Below are 21,683 nucleotides of genomic sequence, written 5' to 3'. Positions count from 1 at the left end.
CAGTGGATGAGGGAACCGCGCGGCGGTTCTAACAGTCGCGGCTGTCGGGGTCAACAGGCCGCGGCGCTGGCCGCACACCCTGCACGCGTGAGTGAGGTCCCGCGGGAGTTGTCCCCCTCGGCGTCGGCTGACCCGCCGCGGGAAGCGGCAGCGGCATCGCAGCCCCGTAACCTTGCGCGAAGTCGACACCGATCGACTCGAGTTCGGCGATGATCTGTTCCGTCTCGGCAGACTCGCCAACCGTTTTCACACCCATGAGATGCCCGACTCTGTTGATCATCTCCACCATGGTGCGATTCAGCGAATCATTCTCGATCTCCTGCATGAAGCTGCCGTCGATCTTGATGTAGTCCACCGGCAGGTTCTTCAGGTATCCGAACGCGCTCGTGCCGCTGCCGAAATCATCGAGGGCGAAGTAGAACCCGAGCTCTTTTAGATGATCGACGAACTGTCGTGAACGCCGAAGGTTGTTGATGACGGATGTCTCGGTCATCTCGAAGCAGAGCGCCCCGGCGGGAGCCCATGGAGACGCGCCTGCTCGCGGATAAACCCGGGGAGCTCATCGGAATTGAGCGACGTGCTGGAGAGGTTGATGCCGCATGTCAGAGGAGCGCCCAGGAGCGCGACGAGGTCGGCGTAGCGCGAGCACGTCGTCGCAATGACCCAGTTGTCGATCGCGGAAATCAAAGAGTAGCGCTCTGCCGTCGGCAAGAAATTTGCCGGCAGCACCAGACTGCCGTCCTCGTCGATCAACCGCAACAGGATCTCGATATGCTTGACATCGGCGCGCGCATCTGCGGTCGCCAATGCACGGTAGGACTGATAGAAGAGCACGAAACGGTCCTCTTCGAGCGCGCGACACAGTTTGACTGCCCAATCCATCTCCCGGCGGCGCTCGGCTACCGCCGCGTCGGTCCGGCGAAAGACATGGATTCGGTTCCGTCCCTGCTCCTTCGCGGCATAACAGGCGGCGTCGGCTGCGCTGAACACCTCCGTCTGGGTATCTTGTCCCCCGCTGATGCCGACCAAGCCGATGCTGATGCCGACGGAAAAGACCTGCCCTTCCCAGTTCAGCCGAAAGCCCTTTACGGCGGCCAGCAGGTCGGCGGCGATCAACTCGGCGCGATCGAGGGGGCAGCTCTCGAGCAGGACACCGAACTCGTCGCCCCCCAGCCGCGCCAGCGTATCGGACTCGCGCAGCTTCTCCTGCAACAGCGCTGAGATCTCCTTCAGCAGGGCATCACCGGCGGCGTGCCCAGCCGTGTCGTTGACGATCTTGAAGCGATCCAGGTCAAGGTAGCAGAGCGTATGGTGCTTGTCGGAGTTGCGGGCGGTCGCGAGCGCCTCCTCCACGCGGCTTTCAAACTCTCGGCGATTCACCAGCCCCGTCAGCGCATCGTGGGTCGCTGCCCAGCGAATACGTTGTGCAATGCTGCGCGCAACCGTCACATCGTGGAACACGAGCACGCCCCCGACCACCTGGCCCCGCCGATCCCGAATGGGTGCAGCGCTGTCGTCGATCGAGATCGTCGAGCCATCGGGTCGCCTGAGCGCGACCGGCTTGGAACGCGACCAACGGTCGTTTTCGCACAACGCCTGCCCCAACGCGTCGGGGGCAGGCTCCAGCGTATGCTCGTCGATCAACGGCATCACATGAGACAACCGTTGTCCGCGCGCCTGCGCCAGTCTCCAACCCACCAGCGATTCGGCCACCGGGTTGAGGTAATCGATCCGCTCGTTGCCGTCGGTCGTGATGACCGCATCGCCGATCGATTGCAGCGTGACATGCGCGCGCTCCTGCTCCTCGTAACGGGCTTCCATAATGCTGTGCTCGCGAATGCGCAGCGTTCGAATGATGCCGAAAACCGACCCGGCGAGCAGCAGCCCCAGAAGGCCGGTCAAGGCGGTCTTGATCGCCACCGGCTGCAGCGAGCGCTGCAGCTCGATGCGACCGGCAAGGACCCCGGAGTCGAACACCGGAGCCTCGCGCAGCACCACGGGCACCGGAAGCGGCGCCTTCGTATCGACCAGGACGACACCCGTCACGTCGCGGATCAGGGCGCGCTCGGTCTCGAGCGTTGTCGGAAAGCGGACCATAATCTCATTCAGGCGATGAACCTGGAACTGCCAGAGCGAGGGCTCCACACTAATCAAACGATCGATCAACTCGGCCTTGATCATGGTCTCGGCCTCCAGGGTGGAGACCAGCGCGGTATAGCTGACGGTGAAGTAGCCCAGGGGGAGAAGCAGCGCAATAGCCCCCGACAGCACCAGACCGAGCACGTCGATCAGGCGCAGGAAACCCTGACCCGCCGCCACAGGTGCCGCCGCCACCGGTGCATTCGGATTCCCGAATCTGACCACCTACTGCACCCTGTGCCCGGTTCGCGTCAAGATTTCGACCCCGGCGGCGGACCTCACGAACGCCATAAACTGCCGCAGCGCGGGGGAGATGTCGGACCTGGTCACCATGAACAGCGTCTTGAAATACGGATAGCTGCCGTCGGCGATGGTCGTCGGGCTGGGCTCGACATCGTCCAGCTCCAGCGCCTTCAGCGCGCGTTTTTCAGAGAGAATCTGAGCCAACGTGGAGGGTCCAAGGGCACCGGGGATCCTCTCGAGGTTGTCGGCGGCATCTTGGTCGGTGACGGCGAACGCCATCCCCTTACGGGTTTCCGCGCCCGAGAGCGCCAGGTCCATGGCGGGCGACATGCTTTTGATCATGTCGCTGTCGGAGTCGCCGGTCGGACGCATCACCAGTCGAATGCGCGTGCCGTCGGGCCAATGGACGGACCTGCCGGCATAGATCTCGACCAGCTCCTGCAACGACAGGCCCGTCGTCGTGTTCGTAGAGGCGGTGGCGAAGACGAACGGCGTCCGAGCGTAGGCAATTTGCACCGCGCCCGCATTGATCTCAGTGTCGGTCAGCGCCCGGCTTGTGACGGCAATCTGGATGACGCCCGACAGCATGGCCTTGATGCCGCCGCTGCTGCCCAGGCTCGGCAGCACGGTGATCTCGGTGCCGGGATGCGCCGCTGAATAAGCCTCGCCCAGGATTCGCATTGTTGCCAACGCGCCCCCCGTACCGCCGATCTTGATCTCCTCGGCATGCGCCATGCCCGGGCCGCAGGACAGCGCCGTGACTCCGGCCAACAACACAGCGGCCGCAGCGGACTCCCGAATGCGCCGTACAATTGCATCGACGACGAGCGTGAACCGAATCACAACCGATCGCCGACGCGTCACGGCCGACGGATGATCGAGCGACGCCCGAGCCAAACCGGGCCGACTCCAGCGGTCGTCGAGTCTGCCGGGGCCGATCCCATCCAGAAGCATCTCGTACCGCACTTGGCGCGGTTTAGTCGTAGTCATCGTCTTTCCACTGGCGCAGCGCCCTGAAGACCTCTCGGGCCGAGCCGAGCGGGCGCCCCGCGGCACGCTCGGCGGCTTGGACAACCTCCGGCACCCGGGTGCGCAGGAAGGGGTTGGTCGCGAGTTCCAGCTCCAGACGCGACGGGACCGTGGGCCGATCCGTCGCCCGTCGTTTGCGGTCGGATTCCATCCGCACGCTCAGGGCCGGGCTGCCGGGCTCGACCCAGTCGGCAAACCCGAGATTCGCGAGGGTGTACTCGTGTGCGCAGTGCACCAGCGTCTCGGGTGGCAGCGCGGCGATTCGGTCCAAGGAATCCGAGAGCTGCTCGAAGGTGCCGTCGAAGACCCGTCCGCAGCCCCCCGCAAACAGCGTATCGCCGCAGAACAGGCAGCCGGCACCCAGGTAGGCGATGTGCGTCGAGGTATGACCCGGCACCTCCATGACACGGAAATCAACGCTCAGGCCCGTCGGGCGCACGACCGTCCCCTCGCCCAGCGGATCGGTCAGATCGCGGATCCTCCGGTCGACAGGGCCATAGATGCGCGCATCGGGAAAGACCGCGCGCAGCACGCTCAATCCGCCGATGTGATCACCGTGGTGGTGAGTGACCAGGATGGCGGAGAGGATGCGATTCTCGGCATGGAGGCGATCCAGAACCGGATCGGCATCCCCCGGGTCCACGACCACTGCCGTTCCCGGCTCCTCGGTCAGCAGCCAGATGTAGTTGTCCTCGAAGGCAGGGATGGGACGAATCTCGAGCATGGGCGGCTCCGGGGCGTCAATCGTCGAAAGGGCTGAGCCGAAAGACCTCCGGTGTGTCGGACATCGCGGCGCGAGACACGCGCGATCGGCGATGGTCGCGAATCGACGATCCCGGCGGTCTCGGCAACCCGGCTATGATCGCACGAACCGGGGCGGGGCGGCGTGTTGCCCCCTTCGGGCTCAGCCAAGCACCGAACAGGTGTCCGGACCGATAACCGGATATTTGTTGATGTTGTGCACGGGTGTTCGGGCGTTACAGTTGCGGTTCGGACGCGCGGCTCGATACGGATGCGGCGACGTCCCGGTCTCCCCAATCCGTTTCCGGCGAGGACTGGTTATGAGCACGCATCCTTTGACACATCACGAGATCTTCACCCTGGTCGAACCCTTTACGCGGCGCGGTCGGCATGTCGACCTCGCCGCAAGCGACCGTCTCGAGCGACGCCTTCTCTTCAAGCCGTTCGATCACGGCGAGGACACGACAGAACTCAGCGGCGTGCACGAGATCCTGCTGCTCGAAAACCCCAAACCGGACCGATTCCGGCTCACACGCACCCTACGCCATCCCGACGGCTTGGAGGCGGATCTCGTGGTCGAAGGCCCGGATCCAGGCGACCTTCTCGATCGCGTCGAGTCGATGGATCCAAGGCGTCATTTTCGCGAGAAAAGCGGATACAGAATCGCCCGAAGCTACCGTTTGGAATCCGCCGCGGGAGATGCCGTCGACGCCGCCTCTTCGACGCGCCTGCTCTTGACGCGCGGCGTGGCCCACGTCGCGGGTCTGACCCTGATGATGAAGGCGCAAACCGGGCGCGGCATGCCGGCCGAGCTGGAGCTGCACCCCGAGGACGGCGATACCATCGTCTTGCCCGAGGACATGCTGGCGGTGATCGGATGGGATTGGCGTCGTCTCAATCGCGTGAAAGCCTGTTGGAAAAGTACCCTGCGGTTACGCGGCAAGGAGCCCGACCGCAGCCGCGACGCCGAGGTGAAGCTGACCCGAACCGTCGAGCATCTGGCCGAGACGCTCCGCGAAACACCGGCACGCTATCATGAGCGACTGGTCGCGGCACGTTGGAACGTCGCCTTTCGGCGCGCGCTTCCGCTGCTGATCGGTTTGGGTCTGATCTTCGGCGCACCCGCGATCCAGTTCCTCGAGCTTTCGGATGAATCGCTGATCCGCATGCTGATCTTCCACTCCCCTCCCCTGCTCATGGTGCTCTTCTTCTCGATGAAGGAGATGCCGCGCATCGAGATCCCGCCCTTCCCGAAACCCTTGACCGCATCCGCTTGGCGAGAAGCATCGACGAACCCGACCGACGAGATGCCGACGACCTCGACGCAGGAGGCGTGAAAGGACATGAGGTTGCTCAAAGCGCAGCGTACCCAACACACCGCCGGTTTCGTGGACAGGTAGAATTCACGAAAACGACGTCCGCTTTGACGCGTCTTGAGATCACGAAAAGCCGAGCCACATGGTGTGGGTGCATGTCGTACCGGGACGCGGTTTAATCTGCGTTGAGAGCGACATGCGTCGATTTCAGCGTGCGGCCGGCTTCGGAGAAGTTCTCGACCTCGCGAAACGCGGATTAAAATTTAATATTTTTTCATACTTTAAACCGCGCCGGCCCCGACAGTTATCGGCGCCGGCGCGGTCGAGCCAATCCAACAAACTACGCATATCCTACCGGGCGCGGTTTAACCGGAGATCAGCAGTCAAGATGCTCGGCAATCCGATGAACATCCCCCCCGTCTCGATCGCCGCGGCCAAGGCCGCGCTGGTCGAGCAGTATTCCGATCCGACCTTGCGCCGACGTGCATCCATGCTGTGGGGCACGCGCGGCGTGGGCAAGTCCTCGATCGTACGCCAGGTGGCCGATCACTTCGGGGTGCCCTTGGTGGATCTGCGCCTGACCACGATCGAGCCGGTCGACATCCGCGGCGCCATCTATGCCGACGACACCCTGGCCAAGACGGTCTGGTTCCCGCCCGAGTTCCTGCCCTCGCCAGACCAACCGAACGGCATCCTCTTTCTCGACGAACTCACGGCAGCGGATCAGCGCCTGCAGATCTCGGCCTACTCGCTGATCCTCGACCGTCGGGTCGGTCACTATCGGTTGCCGGACGGTTGGCAGGTGGTCGCCGCGGGCAACGCCAGCTTCCACGGCGCGGTCTGTCACGACATGGGCACGGCCTTGGCCGATCGCATGTTCCATTTCAACGTACAGACGGTTATCGATTCCTTTCTGGCGCATGCGATGGCCATGGACTTCGCACCCGAGGTGATGGCCTATCTGAAGGTCCGCCCGGACAAGCTCGACGACACCCAGTCGCAACTGGCCAACGACCATCTGATCGGCGCCAGCCCGCGCGGTTGGGAGGACATCTCCAACGTCCTGAAATCCAAGCTCTCCGAGAACGCCAAACGGGTCTTCGTGCAGGGGCGCATCGGGGCCGCCAACGCGGCGGAGTTCTTCGGGGTGCTGCGCGAGATCCAGGCCGGCACCGACGTGGTACGCCTGCTGGCGAGCCGCCCGGGGCCGGAGACCGCCGCCCTGCTGCCCCGCACGCTCGACGGACTCTACGGCATGATCTACGGTCTGCTCGCCGCCAGTACCGACGCAGACACCATGGCGCGAGCACTCGAGATCGTCGAGCAGTTTCCGGACATCCGAAGCGAAGTCCCGCTGCCGATTCGCGAATCACAAACGCTCGCGATGGAGCTTCTCATGCAGAAGGCGTTGGAGGTCGGGTTGGAGGCGACGGTTTTGGACAGCGCGAGCTACCGGCATTACCTGGAGGAGCGGCGGAGCGAGGGATGAGGGATCAGTGGTGAGTGGTGAGTGGTGAGTGGTGAGTGGTGAGTTGAATCCTGATGAATGATCTTTATCGGCACCGCGGGACCCGGGCGATTCAGCAGATGGTGGAGTTCGCGCCGTCCACGGGCGGGTTGGCGCTGTGGGTCAAGCATAGGGACTTGCCACCCGAGATCGAGCCCGGCCCGGTCGCGACCGACGGGGATACCGTCTTTTACGGCGCCTCCTTCGAGCGGCTGTCGCTTCATGCCCAGGTCGGGCTCGTCGCGCACGAGGTGCTGCATATCGCCTTGCGACATCCTCAACGCTATCTCGACCTGCAGCATCTCTTGGGCGATGTGGATCTCGAACTCTTCAACATCTGTGCGGACGCCATCGTCAACAGCGCCTTGAGCCACCTGAGCTGGCTCGAGCTGCCGGTCTCCTCGGTGTTTCTCGACAAGCTGCTGCTTGCGACGCTCGGCATCGATGTGGGTGTCGACAAAGCCCTGCTCGAATGGGATGTCGAGCGCCTCTATCGCGCGATCGACGACCGCCGAGCATCAAACAAGGGCCGTGCCCGCAAGACCCGCAGTCGTCGCCGCGGCGGCATCGGCGACAGCCAACCCGGTGAGGAGGGTCGTGCATCGCGCAACCCGGTCGAGGACTCGACGCGCTCGGAGGCGCGCGAGGACGGCCCGATGTCCGCGCGGGTCAGGTCACTCGGTGCCGAGACCCACGCCGATCTCTTCCCGCAACCCGACGCGCAGAAGCAACCCGAGCTGGAGGCCGAGCAGGCGCGCGAGTGGAGCGAGCGCATCCTGCGTGCGCATGCCGGAGACGGTGCGCATTCCATGCTCCGCGCCCTGATCGCGGATCTGCCCAAAATACGGACGCCATGGGAGCACATCCTGCGCACCCAGCTGGCACGCGGTCTCTCGATTCAGCCCAATCTCTCCTGGTCCAGACCGGCTCGATCCTACATCGCGAATCAGGGCCGGATTGGCCCGGGGCGACGCCTGCCCTGGGAGCCCGGCATCAGCTCGGCGAAGTCAGTGCCGCGACTGGTGGTCATCGTCGACGTGTCGGGCTCGATCGAGGAGAACCTGATGGAGCGCTTCGCCGGCGAGATCGAGGCGATCACACGACGCTTGGAGGCCGCACTGGTGCTGGTGATCGGAGACTGCCGGGTGCAGCGGGTCGCGCATTTCAAGCCCGGACGATCGGATCTGCGAGACATCGAATTCAACGGCGGCGGCGGGACCGATTTCACGCCACTGCTCGAAGAGGCCGACAAGCACGGACCGGATATCGGCGTGGTCCTGACCGACCTGGATGGTCCCGCGAGATTTCGCCCGAGCTGGCCGGTGATCTGGGCCGTACCCGAATCCTACGCAACGCCGGATCAACCATTCGGCCGCAAGCTGCTCTTGAGCTGAGCCGCATCGAGCGCGAGGATTCGAGGCTCGGCTTATTTCTGACACCTTGCCGAATCGGGGTTTGCGCCGTGCATATCGCACCCGCAAAACAAAAAAGGCCAGGCTGACGCCTGGCCTTTTTCGTTCCGGCGCACCCGAGGCGCGCCGGCGATTCAAGCGGGTCTTACTTGACTTGGGGCTGAGCCGGAGCAACGGGCGCCATCGGGGCTACCGGCGCTGCGTAGGGGTAGGCATACGGGTAGCCGCCACCGTAGTAAGGGGCGCCATAGCCGTAGTAGGGGTTGTTGTAGCCGTAGCCATAGCCGCGGCCCTGACCGCGGCCATATCCACGACCACTTCCGCCGCCGCTCATGCCGAAATTGAAGTTGCCGTAGCCGTCGCCGAACATGTCGCCGAAGGTATCGCCGAGGCCGGAGCCGTAGCCCGGGCCGTACCCGCCGGCACCCGGACCCCACCAAGCGGACGCGGAAGCGGAGGCACCGAGGAGGGCGGCGATGGCAGCAGCAGTAGCAAGCTTGTTCATTCTATTCTCCGAATCGATTTATGTTGTTGGCAGCAAGCGTGAAGTCCGTATCGGCCTCCACTGGCGAGCAGTATATTAGAATAAACTAATTTAGCAAGCGCTAATTTACGATTGGATTGCGGTTTGCTGTTGATCACACGGCTAACCGGATGCGGCAGGCTCCCGTGTCATGTCGGGCAATGCCGAACCGGCGCGCCATAAACGCCAACGCAGGCCGGGCTGGGTGGCGATCCCGACGACGGCATCGCTGATCCGGCCGTAGGAATCGACCACGAAGGTGGCCGGCACACCGACCACACCCCACCGATGCGCAATCTGCCCGGTCGAGTCGGCGATGACCGGGAAGGCGTGCCCCGTCTCCGCCATGTAGCGGCGCAGCTCGTGCGGACCGCCCGATTGCATCGCGACGGTTACCACGGCGTGGTCCTCGGCGATCGCGGCGACGGCACCATCCATCAGACCGCAGACAGGGCACCAGCTGGCCCAGAAGTGCACCAGCACCGGCCGTCCGGTAAGGGCTGCGAGGTCGAACACCTGTCCATCCAGGGTGACGCCTACGAGCGGCGGCGCAGCGCCCGAGGCCAAGGGTCGCGCCTTCCACCATTGGACTGCGCCGAAGATCACCAGGATCAGCACGATGTTGATGATCCAATCGCGCACGTGTTTCGCTCGCCGAGCGGAGACGCTCGGGGTCTGATCACCGGACATGCGGCAGACCCTCGAAGAGGCCCTCGAACCGAGACTCCGAGTCGAGGTCCGCGACCCCGGCGATACGCAGGCGGTCGGCCGGACCCTGCGTTTCTCGGCGAATCCCGCAGATCGGCGGTCTGCCCGCCCAGATCTGAACCGAGCACATGGGTCCGGACAAGGGCCGGAAGATCTCGGCACCCATCGGCGGCAATCCCAGCAGACCCAGGGTCGCGGCATCCAAAGCGCCGCCGGTCTTGCGCAGACCGCTGCGCCACTGGAAGGCGTCGAGCGCGGCGACTGTTGCCGCGTCGACCTTGCCCGCGAACGGGATGGTCTTGTAGGACACATGCTTCTTCTTTTTCTTGTCGCGCCAAACGGACTTTTGGGTCGGCTGTTTCAGGAGCTCGCGCTCGGCCAGGGCCGTTTGAAGCTGCACCAGATGCGGCGCGGCCAATCGCTGCAATCCGCTCGGCAGTGTCTTGATTCGACTTAAATCTGGCGCGTCGACCAAGGACACCTGCTGGCCGCCCTGCAGCGCGGCATAGCGCGCGATGCGGCGATCGTAGATCGCGAGCGCGACACGCTCGGCCGGCATGAGGCGATCTCGATGCTCCGGATCTTCCGGCTCGGCCTTACCGACCGCTTCTCTGAAATCGCGCAACGCCTTCTGTACCGCGGGATCGCGCGTTTCTGTTCCCGACGCCGTCGCGGGCAAGAATCCGAGGTGACGCATTGCCGCGGCCGCACTCGGCGGCAGCGTCTCCATCGGCATGTCCTCGCCTCGGCCCACCAGCTCAGCCAGGAGCGCCTTGTAGTGACGGGTTTCGTCGCGATCGAGCGGCCCGGTCACCAGCGCCGCAGGCACCGTCACGCGTCGGTCCGGGCCATGGATGAAGGTCGCCGGCTCGACCGGCGACGCCGGGTCGAAGGCCCGCTCCGGCATATCGCCGCCGGCCAAATCAAAGCCGACACCGTACTTGGCCCGCACCATCGACGGCTGGCTCTCGGCCCGCACCCGCCGAGCCAGATGATCCAGGAACTCGCCCCAGGTGTAGGGCTGCGTCTGCCCTCGGCCGTCGCGGTAGAACATCCCGAGGTTGCCCGTGACCGTCGGCGAGTCGGCGGGCAGACCCCACTGCGACGACACGGCGGGCGGGGCATCGAAGGCAGAAGGCACGCCGAGCGCAGGCGCATAGGCCGCGTCCATGAGCGCCGGCCTGGACACGACGACATCGTCCGAGGGTCGGCGTGCGCGAATCATCACATCCGCACGCTGCTGCAGCGACCCGGACAACCGATCCGGCCGGCGCAGACCGAGCGGCTCGGAGCCATCACGAACCGAGCCGAGGCGCCGATCCGCGGCGGCCCACGCCGCGGGATCACGCCCGATATCCGTCTGCAGGCTCGCGATGTCGGTACCCGATGCCGCGCCGCCCGGCCAATCCTGCAGGGGCGCCGTCGGCTCTTCGACAGGCTTCACGCAGAGTGTATCGCGCGCCTCGCCACGCGCCAGCGCGAGGACCCGTCGACCCTCCCCGGCACCGAGAAAGTGAAAGAGATAATCCTCCACAGGCGTCGTCGCCCCCGAGTCGAGGCTCAGGTAGTGCTTGGCAAAGGCAAGCACCGCGAAGTTGTGACGCAGCAGCTGCAACTCCTCGTCCTTGGCATCGCGCTCTCCCTCGATAGTGTCTCGGATCAGGCGACGGACCTGCGCGTCGGAGAACGGGCCTTCCCCCAGGTCCATGGACTCGCGATCCGCCGCGGCCTCGGTCGCGTTCAGCAGCTCGGCGCCGTACTTTTTGATGATGCCATGGAAGGTTGCGGGCAGGAACTGCCACACACCGGTCGCCGAGCCCAGCCGGCCCTCGGCGATGGTGGGCCGCACGTGGTCGTTCCAGGTGTAGGCGCTTTCCATCTCTCCGGTGGCGAGCGCCTGTCCGAGATTCGCCCCGGTGCGCTCGGCGACCTCAAGCAGAACGAGCATCTGTCGCGGGGAGATATCCTGTCTTCGGTCGTAGTCGCGCCACCGGGTCTCCGACCAAGCGCGATAGGCCGCGAGCGTGAACTCATGCGCACTGCCGTCCGTGGTGTAGACGGCATCGGTCACCGAAACCGCGCTCGTCGCCTCCTCCTCGCTGAACTCAGCCGTGACCGTCCCGGCGGCTGCCGACATCGAGGTCAGCGCCCAAGCCGCGACCCCGACGAGATCGCGCATGAAGCCGAACTGACTCATCCTCATTTACGCTCGCCTCCTTTAAACCGCGTCTAGAGCAACATGCGTCATTTTCCTGTTGCGTTTGGCTTCGGAGATGTCCTCGATCTCGGTGAGACGCGGTTTAAAATTTAAAATTTTTTTCAATCACTTAAACCACGCCAACTCCAGCGCTCGTCAAGCCTGCCGGGGCCGATCCCATCCAAGAACATCGCATACCCCGCCGGGCGCGGTTTAGGTTCAAAAAAGCGTCCACCAGGCGACGGCAAGGCCGGCCAGGCCCGCAGAGACCAAGGGTAGGGTGACGCGCAGACCCAGCGCACGGCCACCGACCGAAGCCGCGATGATACCTTTGACCAGGCTGTTGACCGCCGCAGCGATGACGATGCTGGAGACCGCAATGCCCGTGGGGAGTTCATCCCGGCTCATGCGCGCGATCGCGAGCGTAATGGCATCCACATCCGCGATACCCGAGGCGGCGGCCAGCATCATGATGCCGCTCGCACCGACCCAGCTCTCGATCCCTTTCGCCGACACCATGACCAACGCCAGCAGAAGCCCGAAGCCGACCGCGGATTTCAGCTCCAGCGGGTTGTCGAGAAGCGCGTCCGCGTCCCCGCCGTCGTGCGACTGGGTGATCCAGTAGAAGGCCGCGAATCCGTAGGCGATCAGGGCCATCGTCGCGGCAGGCCAGAGCAAGAACGGCAGCAATGGCGGATGAATCAGCGTCGACACCAAAAGCATCCGGGGGAACATGGTCGCGCAGGCCACCAGGATGGCGGTGGCCAGAACGGGGGCCATCTCCACACGGGCGCGCGCCAGGCGCGAGAAATGCAGAGTCAGCGCGGTCGACGACGCAAGCCCGCCGAAGAGCCCGGTGAACAGGATCCCGCGCCGAGTCCCCACCAGCTTCATCGCGTAATAACCGACGAAGGAGATGCTTGCGATCAGCACCACCATCCACCAGGTTTCACGTGGGTTGACGGCATTCCAGGGGCCGTACCCCTGATCCGGCAACAGCGGCAACGCCACCACCGAGATGAGCAGCAGGGTAAGACCGGCCTTGAGATCCTTCTGCTCGATGGCGTGGATCCAGCGATGGATCAGCGGCTTTGACCCGAGCAGCAGGGCCGTGACCACGGCCGCCGCTGCGGCGGCGGCCGGATCGCCGAGCACCGCAAGCGCCCCGAGCAAGAAGGTCATCAGGCCGGCGACGAGGCTGGTAATGCCGATATCCTCGTCGTGCCTGTAGTCCAGGACGTGCGCAACCGTCAGGGTGCCGGCAAGCCCCAGGAAGATGAGTCCCAGCGTCAATCCGCCCGAGGGTCCGGCCACGAGGCCGGAAATCCCGCCGAGAAACCCGAGCAAGGTGTAGGTGCGAACACCCGCGACGCGTCGCCCTTCCTCGGCGCTGCGTTCCTTCCAACCGCGCTCCACACCGATCAGCAGACCGATGGCCAAAGCGACAGCCAGCCCGACGAAGACTCCGGTGTCCTCGAGCATCACGCGAGCGCGTCGGCGCGGCTCGGTTTGCTCTTCAGGGCGGCTGTCGGCCCCGAGCCGCAAGAGATCCCGCGGATGCACCCGAAATCCCGCCCCCATCGGCGCCGGGACGCCCGGATCACGATCATACCGAGCCTCCGATCTCGACGAGCTCGCGCAGAACCGTCGTCGCATAGGCGCCGGCAGGCAGGGAGAAGGCCAGCCGCAGTCCGTCCTCGACCCGTTGCGCGCTCAAATCGGCCACCGGCAGACGGAGAGAGCGGCGCTCCTGCGCCAGACCGAAGGCGGCAAGCCCGTCGCACCAGGTCGGGAAGCGCATGCCGGTTGCATCTTCGAGCTGTCGGACCGATCCACGCGAAGGCAGCTCGCCCTTGCCCCACAGGGGACCCGTCGGGTGTAGGTCCATCTCGTCGCAGCGCGCACGCGTCTGGGCATCGAGCGTCTCGGCGAGAAAATAGGAGTGGGATCCGGCGAGCTGGAGACAGTCCCCGTCGAGCGGACTGTCCCAGTCGCCGCGCCCGACCCGTTCGGCCAAGACCTCGTTGAAGATCTGCGAGCGTGCGGCGGAGAGCCAGAGGCCGGACTGATGGCGCGGGACTCGGCCGGCCGTCCCGGCGAAGAGGGCATGGGCACGCACCAGATTGGAGTGGTCATGCCCGAAGCGCTGCTCGCCGAAGTAGTTCGGGATCCCGCGCGCGCGGATCGTCGCAAGCCGTTCGTCGAGCCCGGGCACGGTCTCGCGGTTGAGCTCGCGCACCAGGATCTCAAAGCGGTTTCCGGCCAGGGCGCCCCGCTTGAGCTTGCGTCGATGCGGATGCGCTTCCAGGACCTCGATGCCCTCCTCGGCGAGGTCCGACCAATCCGGTATGCCCTCACGCGGACGCGGGATCGAGAACCACTGGAGCGTTACGGCGTGCCGGTCCTTCAGGCCGGCATAGCCCACCGTGGAGACCGACACACCGCCGATGCGCGCCAGACGACGTGCCGCCCACTCGGTATTGGCGCCGGTTTTGCGGACCCGCAGCAGGAGATGGTCGCCCTCGCCGTCCGGGGCGAACCCGAGCTGTTCCTCGACCCGGAAGTCCTCGGGTCGAGCACGCAACCGCCCGATGGCAAGTGGAGCGCCGTGCGCTCGGGGTAGCGAGTCAACCGGGATCCAGCTCGGCAGCGACACCTTAGGCGTCCGCCAACAGCACCACGGCGCTCGCCGCGATGCCCTCGCCTCGGCCCGTGAATCCCATCTGCTCGGTCGTGGTCGCCTTCACGTTCACGCGCGCGGGGTCGCAGCCCATGTCGGCGGCAAGACGGGCGCACATCTCCGGGATATGGGCCGCCAACTTGGGGCGCTGGGCGATGATGGTGAGATCGGCGTTGTGCACGCGCAGCCCGCGCTCGGCGAGGCTCTCGATCACGCGCCGCAGCAGGATGCGGCTGTCGATGCCGGCGAAGGCGGCGTCCGTGTCGGGAAAGTGCCGGCCGATGTCACCGAGTCCGGCCGCGCCGAGCAAGGCGTCGCAGAGTGCGTGGATGGCCACGTCGCCGTCGGAATGCGCGAGCAGGCCCTGATCGTGCGGGATCTCCAGACCGCCGATCACCAGCGGGCGTCCGGGGCCGAAACGATGGGCGTCGAAGCCCTGACCGATGAGCATGTTGGAAAGCCTCCAGCCTTCAGCCCCCGGCCTCCAGCCACCATCGCGCGAGCATACAGGGGGAAGGAGGCAGGAGGCAGGAGGCTCCTAAGAGTTTGGAGTTAGCCCAGCCGCCCCTGCTGTTGCAGGTAGAAGCGGGCGAGCGGGAGATCCTCGGCGCGCGTGATCTTGATGTTGTCGGCATGTCCTTCGATCAGGCGCGGGGCTTGACCGATACGCTCCATGGCCGAGGCGTCGTCGGTCACCAGATCGTTGGCGGCCAGCGCGTCGGTCAGTGCGGCCCGCAACCGGCCGAGACGAAACATCTGGGGTGTAAAGGCGTGCCAGAGCGAGGCGCGATCCACCGTGGCGCCGATGCGATCGTCCGTCTCGGCCCGTTTCATGGTGTCGCGCACCGGGATGCCGAGCAGGCCGCCGACCTCGTCCTCGATCAGGGCCTCGATCAGTCGATCGAGATCGGCCGGGCGCAGACAGGGACGCGCGGCATCATGCACCAACACCCAATCCTCGGCATGGGCCCGAGCATCGAGTGCATCGAGCGCATTCAGGACCGAATGACAGCGCTCGGCCCCGCCGTGGGCGCGGGTCACCTTCGGGTGGCCGGCATAGACGGTCGCCTCCCAGTAACGGTCGGTCGGATCCAGTGCCACGACAACGCCTTCGATCCTGACATCCGCCACGAAGAGATCCAACGCATGATCGATCACCGCTCGACCGGCGAGATCCAGATATTGCTTCGGCGTTGCACTGCCCATGCGGCGCCCGACCCCGGCTGCCGGAAGCACGGCCCACAAGGCGGGGGTGAGGCTCATCGCTTGGTCTCCGCCGGTGTGCTCTCCGGGCGTTTGCGCTCGATCACCTGAATGAAGATCTCCCCCGGTTTGATCATCCCCAGATCGCGGCGCGCACGCTCCTCCAGTGCCTCGACCCCTTCGCGCAGGTCCATCACCTCGGCCTGAAGCTCCTGATTGCGCGCGCGTAGACGGACCAGCTCCTCCTCCTGGGCCGCGATCTCGTTCTTGAGCCCGTGGACCTCGGCCAAGCTCCCCTCGCCGACCCACAGCCGAAATTGCAAGCCGGCGAGCAAGAGGATCAGCACGAGGATCAAGAGGCGCATCGCGGGTGCCTTCAGTGTCGGAAGCAGCGGACGGAGACGCCCGACCTCCGCCCGCCAAACATCAAAGCCACTTAAAGGCAGAGCGACCCGCATAGGTGGCCTCGTCGCCCAACTGGTCTTCGATCCGCATCAGCTGGTTGTATTTGGCGACCCGGTCGGAGCGCGACAGCGAGCCGGTCTTGATCTGGCCCGTGCCGGTCGCGACGACTAGATCGGCGATGGTGGTGTCCTCGGTCTCGCCCGAGCGGTGCGAGACCACGGCGGTGTAGCCGGCGGCGTGGGCCATGGCGATCGCCTCGAGGGTCTCGGTCAAGGTGCCGATCTGATTGACCTTGATCAGGATGGAGTTGGCAACGCCCTTGTCGATGCCTTCCTGCAGGATCTTGGTGTTGGTGACGAAGAGATCGTCGCCGACGATCTGGACCTTGTCCCCGAGACGCTCGGTCTGGCGCTTCCAGCCGTCCCAGTCGCCCTCGGCCAAGCCGTCCTCGATAGTGATGATGGGGTACTTATCGACCCACTCGAGCAGAAGATCGGTCATGCCGTCGGAGTCGAGCGTGCGGCCTTCGCCCTTCAGATGATACTTGCCGTCCGCGTAGAACTCGGACGCGGCCACGTCCATCCCGAGATAGATGTCCGAGCCGGCCTTGAACCCCGCCTTGTGGATCGCCTCCAGGATCGCCTCGATCGCCGCCTCGTTGGAGGGCAGGTCGGGGGCGAAACCGCCTTCGTCGCCGACACCGGTGGCTAAGCCGCGCCCGTGCAGCACGGACTTGAGCGCATGGAACACCTCGGCACCGTAGCGCACCGCCTCGCGGATACTGGGCGCGCCGACCGGCAGGATCATGAACTCCTGAAAGTCCACGCTGTTGTCCGCGTGCCCGCCACCGTTGATGATGTTCATCATGGGCACGGGCAGGCGATAGGGTCCGGCCGACAGAGACATGAAGAGCGGCAGCGCCTTCTCTTGCGCGGCGGCATGCGCGGCGGCGATCGAGACACCGAGCAGTGCGTTGGCGCCGAGGCGGGCTTTGTTGTCGGTCCCGTCGAGCGCGATCATGGCGCGATCGAGCGCCGCCTGGTCGCCGACCTCCATGCCGACGACCGCCTCGCGCAGCTCGCCTTGGATGTTGGCGACGGCGGTCAGGACGCCCTTGCCGCCGAACCGGGAGCGGTCGCCGTCGCGCAGCTCCAATGCCTCGCGCGATCCGGTCGAGGCGCCGGACGGCACGATGAAGCGGCCGATCGCGCCGTCGGCCGTGATGACATCGGCCTCGACTGTGGGGTTACCGCGGGAGTCCAGAACCTCGCGGGCGCGAACATCGACGATTTCGGACATGGCATGTCTCTCCAAAAACAAAAGCAAGAACGGCGCGGTTCTTCAGAAGAATCGCAGGAGTGTATAGGGCCTCAACGGGGAGTCTCGCGACGATCGGTCCGACGCCGACGCGTGTCCGATCGCGTTGTTCGATTCAAGGCGCCTGCTCTGCAAAACCGGCCGACTTGACCAGTCGGTCGATCTGAACCAGGGTTTCGAGCAGACCACGCATCTTGTCCAAAGGCCAGGCATTGGGGCCGTCGCTCAACGCCTGATCGGGATTCGGATGGGTTTCCATAAAGAGCCCGGCGATGCCGACGGCCACCGCGGCGCGGGCCAAGACCGGAACAAACTCGCGTTGACCGCCGGAACGATCGCCCTGCCCGCCCGGCAGTTGCACCGAGTGTGTGGCATCGAAGACGACCGGACAGCCCGTCTCGCGCATCACCGAGAGCGCGCGCATGTCCGAGACCAGGTTGTTGTAGCCGAAGGAGACGCCGCGCTCGCAGACCATGATCTGCTCGTTGCCGGTCGCGCGCGCCTTCTCGACCACGTGGCGCATGTCCCACGGGGCGAGGAACTGACCCTTCTTGATGTTGACCGGCTTGCCCTGGCTCGCAACCGCTTGGATAAAGTTGGTCTGGCGACACAAAAAGGCCGGCGTTTGGAGGACATCCACCACATCCGCGACCTCACATAGCGGGGTGTCTTCATGCACGTCGGTCAAGATCGGAACGCGGATCCGCTCACGCACGCCATCCAGGATCGCCAGACCCTGCTCCATCCCGAGACCGCGAAAGCTGCCCGAGGAGGATCGGTTGGCCTTGTCGAAGGACGACTTGTAAATGAAGGGGATCCCCAGATCGTCGGTCAACTCCTTGAGCGCGCCGGCCGTGTCCTCGGCAAGCCCCGCGCTTTCGATCACACAGGGACCGGCGATCAGGAAGAGCGGACGATCCAGGCCGACCTCGAAACCGGGGAGCAGCATCATGCCGCGGCACCCTGAACGAGGGTGCGCCTCGCAAGCGCGGCACGGACGAAGCCGCAAAAGAGCGGATGCCCGTCGCGCGGGGTCGAGGTGAACTCCGGATGGAACTGGCAGGCGATGAACCAGGGGTGATCCGGGATCTCGATGATCTCCACCAGCCGGTTGTCGAGCGACCAGCCGGAGAAGCGCATCCCGGCGTCCTTCATCACGTTCAGGTAACAGATGTTGAACTCGTAGCGATGCCGATGGCGCTCGCGGATCTGCGGTTTGCCATAAACGTTTCGTGCAAGACTACCCGGCTCAAGGCGACAATTCTGTCCGCCCAAACGCATCGAGCCGCCGAGATCCACGCCCTCGTCACGGGTCTCGATCCGACCGCGCTCGTCGCGCCACTCGGTGATGAGCGCGATCACGGGATGTGGAGTCTGGCGATCGAACTCCGTGCTGTGGGCGCCCTCCAATCCGGCAACATGCCGCGCGTACTCGATGACCGCGATCTGCATCCCGAGACAGATCCCGAGATAGGGGATGCGGTGCTCGCGCGCGTAGCGGGCCGCCTGAATCTTGCCTTCGATCCCGCGCTCGCCGAACCCGCCCGGCACCAGGATGGCATCGAGTCCGTCGAGGCTGTCGGCCCCCTCCTGCTCGATCACCTCCGAGTCCAGATAGACGATCTCGACCTTGGTCTTGGTGTGCACGCCGGCGTGGGCCAGTGCCTCGGAGAGCGACTTGTATGCCTCGGTCAGGTGCATGTACTTGCCGACCATGCCGACGCGCACGACCTGCTCGGGGTGATCGAAGCCCTCCAGGACGCGGTCCCATTCGCGCAGATCGGCCTCGGGGGCCTCGATCCGGAACTGGCGCACCACCAGCTCGTCGAGCTTCTGGTCGTGCAGCAGGCGCGGGATGCGGTAGATGTTGTCCGCGTCCACGGCCGAGATGACGGCGTCCTCGGTGACGTTCGTGAAGAGCGCGATCTTGCGCCGCTCCTCGTCCGGCAGGTGCTTCTCGGCCCGACACAAGAGGATATCCGGCTGGATCCCGATGGAACGCAGCTCCTTGACCGAGTGCTGCGTGGGCTTGGTCTTGATCTCGCCGGCGGTGCGGATATAGGGCACCAAGGTGAGGTGCATGAAGAGCGCGTTCTCGCGCCCCTCCTCCACCCGCATCTGGCGGATCGCCTCCAGAAAAGGCAAGGACTCGATGTCGCCGACCGTTCCGCCGATCTCGACCATGGCCACGTCCGCACCTTCGGCACCTAGACGGATCGCCTGCTTGATCTCGTCGGTGATGTGCGGGATGACCTGAACGGTGCGCCCGAGATAATCGCCGCGGCGCTCCTTGCGGATGACGCTCTCGTAGATCTGGCCGGTCGTGAAGTTGTTGTTGCGACCCATCGGGGTGCGTAGGAAGCGCTCGTAGTGGCCCAGATCGAGGTCGGTCTCGGCCCCGTCGTCGGTCACATAGACCTCGCCGTGCTGGAACGGACTCATGGTGCCCGGATCCACATTGATGTAGGGATCGAGCTTGATCATGGTGATCCGCAGGCCGCGAGCCTCCAACAGCGCCCCGAGAGACGCCGAAGCGATGCCTTTACCGAGCGACGAGACGACACCGCCGGTGATGAAAATAAACTTGGTCATGGGGGTAGAGGAGGCAGTCGAGGGCAGTGGCCCGGATCCGCCGACAAGCTACCAAAAACCCCGCAACTGCTCAATGCGAATGCCGCCGATCGGCCACTCGGAAGGGCTCGACGCGACCAGGTCCGGCGGTTCCGCGGAGGCCGACTCCGTGTACGCGCGCGACCTTCACAAAACCCGAGGAGGTGTTTTATAGTCGGGTTGGTTTCGCAAAGGACGAAACACACCTTCTCGGCTTTGCAGGCGCTCGATAAGATCGGGCGCCGACGCAGCGGCCTTGATCGATGTTTGACCTAAGAAGATGAGCAGAAACACAGGAGCGTCAACAATGCGTCAGTCAGCAAAATTGATGAGTGCAGCCGCCATCGCAGCGGCCGCCGCCTTCGCCGTGAGCCCGGCGCAAGCCTGGTGGGGTGGACCGGGTTGGGGTGGCCCTGGCTACGGTGGTTACGGACCCGGCTACGGCTCCGGCCTCGGCGACATGTTCGGCGATATGCTCGGCGACGGATGGGGTGACTTCAACATGAACATGAGCGGCGGCGGCCGCGGTTACGGCCGCGGTCGTGGCTACGGAAGCGGTTACGGACGCGGTTACGGCTATCCGGGGTACGGCTACGGTTACCCCGGGTACGGTTATGGCTATCCCGGTTACGGCGCACCCTTCTACGGCGTGCCTTATGCCGCTCCATACGCCGCGCCCGCTGCCCCCGCGACCGGCGAAGCGAAGTAAGCCATACGCAGATTCGGTAGGCTCGCGTCAAGGCCGCGCCCGCGAGGGCGCGGCCTTTTTTACGCGTCGAGGTCGACCGGATGACAAGAAGATAATCTTCGCTTGATCCAGATCAAGCGACGGTTCAAAATCTGTCGACCGAAGATCGAGGGGCGATGCCGTGAGCCACCATAAAGTCATCTCGCTGGAGACTATTCGCATCGCCTGCAGGAACTGTTCCCTGTCGTCGCTTTGCTTGCCCATGGGCCTTGCACCGGATGATGTCGAGCGACTCGACGAGATCGTCAAACGCACGCGTCCGCTCCACCGGGGTGATTTCCTGTTTCGCGACGGAGACCGATTTCGCTCGCTCTACGTCGTGAAGACCGGCTCGGTGAAGACCTTCGCACCCAGCCCCGAGGGCGGCGAGCAGGTGCTGGGCTTTCATCTCCCCGGCGAGGTCATCGGACTGGATGCCATCGACAAGGACATCCACGCCTGCTCGGCAAAGGTGCTTGAGACATCCGCCATCTGCGAGCTCCCGTTTACGCGGCTCGAAGAGCTGACCGCAACCATCCCCAGCCTGCAGCATCAGATGTTCCGACTGCTCAGCAAAGAGATCGGACACGACACGGATATGCTCTTGCTGCTCGGCAAGAAGAATGCCGAAGAGCGGCTCGCCGCCTTCCTGCTCAGCTTGTCGAAGCGTCTGCACAAACGCGGGCTGTCCGCGACGGACTTCTATCTGAGCATGTCCCGGCATGAGATCGGCAATTATCTGGGGCTCGCCGTCGAGACCGTCAGCCGACTCTTCACGCGCTTCCAAGACGACGGCCTGATGAATGTCGACCGCAAGCACATCCAATTGCTCGACGTGGGCATGCTGGAGTCGCTGGTGGGCGGCGCCGGGCAGAATCGGCGCCAACAGCAGCAGAGCTAAACTGCGCCCGGTGAGATGTGAGATA

General features: G+C 64.9%; 18 protein-coding genes and 1 pseudogene. 5 read left to right on the top strand and 14 right to left on the bottom strand.

Going from position 1 to position 21,683, the window contains the following annotated elements; translation table 11 throughout:
• Positions 1–28: 28 nt before the first annotated feature.
• The 3 genes and pseudogenes from BDD21_RS28605 to gloB all read right to left on the bottom strand — a co-directional run bounded on the left by BDD21_RS28605 (position 29) and on the right by gloB (position 4,135).
• Positions 29–1,821: pseudogene (locus BDD21_RS28605) on the bottom strand (EAL domain-containing protein).
• Positions 1,822–2,364: 543 nt separating this feature from the next.
• Positions 2,365–3,225 (bottom strand): PstS family phosphate ABC transporter substrate-binding protein, encoded by an 861-nt coding sequence (locus BDD21_RS12435; RefSeq protein ID WP_170164746.1) that lies wholly within the window; start codon positions 3,223–3,225, stop codon positions 2,365–2,367.
• Positions 3,226–3,358: 133 nt separating this feature from the next.
• Positions 3,359–4,135: a hydroxyacylglutathione hydrolase gene (gene gloB / locus BDD21_RS12430; protein ID WP_120797432.1), complete on the bottom strand. Its 777-nt coding sequence runs from the start codon at positions 4,133–4,135 to the stop codon at positions 3,359–3,361.
• Between the two features lie 337 nt (positions 4,136–4,472).
• On the opposite strand from gloB, the gene BDD21_RS12425 reads away from it, so the two are divergent.
• From BDD21_RS12425 to BDD21_RS12415, 3 genes are all read left to right on the top strand, one after another.
• Entirely contained in the window at positions 4,473–5,489 is a 1,017-nt protein-coding gene (locus BDD21_RS12425; RefSeq protein WP_211335042.1) for a hypothetical protein, read from the top strand.
• A gap of 367 nt (positions 5,490–5,856) precedes the next feature.
• A complete protein-coding gene (locus BDD21_RS12420; protein WP_120797431.1) occupies positions 5,857–6,957 on the top strand; it encodes an AAA family ATPase in 1,101 nt (366 codons plus the stop codon).
• 53 nt (positions 6,958–7,010) lie between these two features.
• Positions 7,011–8,369 carry a vWA domain-containing protein gene (locus BDD21_RS12415; protein ID WP_120797430.1) on the top strand — a complete coding sequence of 453 codons (1,359 nt, stop codon included), beginning with the start codon at positions 7,011–7,013 and terminating at the stop codon, positions 8,367–8,369.
• Positions 8,370–8,532: 163 nt separating this feature from the next.
• Here BDD21_RS12415 and BDD21_RS12410 read toward each other — a convergent pair whose 3' ends face one another.
• The 11 genes from BDD21_RS12410 to BDD21_RS12360 form a co-directional block, all read right to left on the bottom strand.
• Positions 8,533–8,892: a sulfur globule family protein gene (locus tag BDD21_RS12410; RefSeq protein ID WP_120797429.1), complete on the bottom strand. Its 360-nt coding sequence runs from the start codon at positions 8,890–8,892 to the stop codon at positions 8,533–8,535.
• A gap of 141 nt (positions 8,893–9,033) precedes the next feature.
• The gene (locus BDD21_RS12405; RefSeq protein ID WP_120797428.1) at positions 9,034–9,600 is read right to left on the bottom strand and encodes a protein disulfide oxidoreductase; all 567 of its coding nucleotides are present in this window, start codon (positions 9,598–9,600) and stop codon (positions 9,034–9,036) included.
• Entirely contained in the window at positions 9,590–11,821 is a 2,232-nt protein-coding gene (locus BDD21_RS12400) for a peptidoglycan-binding protein (protein ID WP_120797427.1), read from the bottom strand. Before BDD21_RS12400 ends, BDD21_RS12405 begins: the two co-directional genes overlap by 11 nt.
• A 213-nt stretch (positions 11,822–12,034) precedes the next feature.
• Positions 12,035–13,378, bottom strand: coding sequence for an MgtC/SapB family protein (locus BDD21_RS12395; RefSeq protein ID WP_245969563.1), 1,344 nt, complete (start codon positions 13,376–13,378; stop codon positions 12,035–12,037).
• A 43-nt stretch (positions 13,379–13,421) separates the two neighbouring features.
• Entirely contained in the window at positions 13,422–14,471 is a 1,050-nt protein-coding gene (gene truD, locus BDD21_RS12390) for a tRNA pseudouridine(13) synthase TruD (protein WP_120797426.1), read from the bottom strand.
• Position 14,472: 1 nt separating this feature from the next.
• Entirely contained in the window at positions 14,473–14,946 is a 474-nt protein-coding gene (ispF, locus tag BDD21_RS12385; RefSeq protein WP_120797425.1) for a 2-C-methyl-D-erythritol 2,4-cyclodiphosphate synthase, read from the bottom strand.
• Positions 14,947–15,047: 101 nt separating this feature from the next.
• Positions 15,048–15,758: a 2-C-methyl-D-erythritol 4-phosphate cytidylyltransferase gene (gene ispD, locus BDD21_RS12380; protein ID WP_120797424.1), complete on the bottom strand. Its 711-nt coding sequence runs from the start codon at positions 15,756–15,758 to the stop codon at positions 15,048–15,050.
• On the bottom strand, positions 15,755–16,063 hold the full coding sequence (ftsB, locus tag BDD21_RS12375; RefSeq protein WP_120799897.1) for a cell division protein FtsB: 309 nt from the start codon (positions 16,061–16,063) through the stop codon (positions 15,755–15,757). Before ftsB ends, ispD begins: the two co-directional genes overlap by 4 nt.
• A gap of 61 nt (positions 16,064–16,124) precedes the next feature.
• Positions 16,125–17,402: a phosphopyruvate hydratase gene (eno, locus tag BDD21_RS12370; RefSeq protein ID WP_120797423.1), complete on the bottom strand. Its 1,278-nt coding sequence runs from the start codon at positions 17,400–17,402 to the stop codon at positions 16,125–16,127.
• A gap of 133 nt (positions 17,403–17,535) precedes the next feature.
• Complete coding sequence (kdsA, locus tag BDD21_RS12365) at positions 17,536–18,372, bottom strand: 3-deoxy-8-phosphooctulonate synthase (RefSeq protein ID WP_211335041.1); 837 nt, start codon at positions 18,370–18,372, stop codon at positions 17,536–17,538.
• Positions 18,369–20,012, bottom strand: coding sequence for a CTP synthase (locus BDD21_RS12360; RefSeq protein ID WP_211335040.1), 1,644 nt, complete (start codon positions 20,010–20,012; stop codon positions 18,369–18,371). The genes kdsA and BDD21_RS12360 overlap by 4 nt, the downstream gene beginning before the upstream one ends.
• A 325-nt stretch (positions 20,013–20,337) precedes the next feature.
• On the opposite strand from BDD21_RS12360, the gene BDD21_RS12355 reads away from it, so the two are divergent.
• Together BDD21_RS12355 and fnr are read left to right on the top strand one after the other, a co-directional pair.
• Entirely contained in the window at positions 20,338–20,739 is a 402-nt protein-coding gene (locus tag BDD21_RS12355) for a sulfur globule family protein (RefSeq protein WP_120797422.1), read from the top strand.
• A gap of 160 nt (positions 20,740–20,899) precedes the next feature.
• Positions 20,900–21,658, top strand: a complete 759-nt coding sequence (fnr, locus tag BDD21_RS12350; protein ID WP_120797421.1) for a fumarate/nitrate reduction transcriptional regulator Fnr — start codon at positions 20,900–20,902, stop codon at positions 21,656–21,658.
• The last annotated feature ends 25 nt before the right edge of the window (positions 21,659–21,683 follow it).

It is taken from the genome of Thiocapsa rosea, from assembly GCF_003634315.1.
Lineage (GTDB): Bacteria > Pseudomonadota > Gammaproteobacteria > Chromatiales > Chromatiaceae > Thiocapsa > Thiocapsa rosea.
Note: the sequence above shows the minus strand (reverse complement) of the source record. Positions and strands in the feature narration are given on the sequence as shown.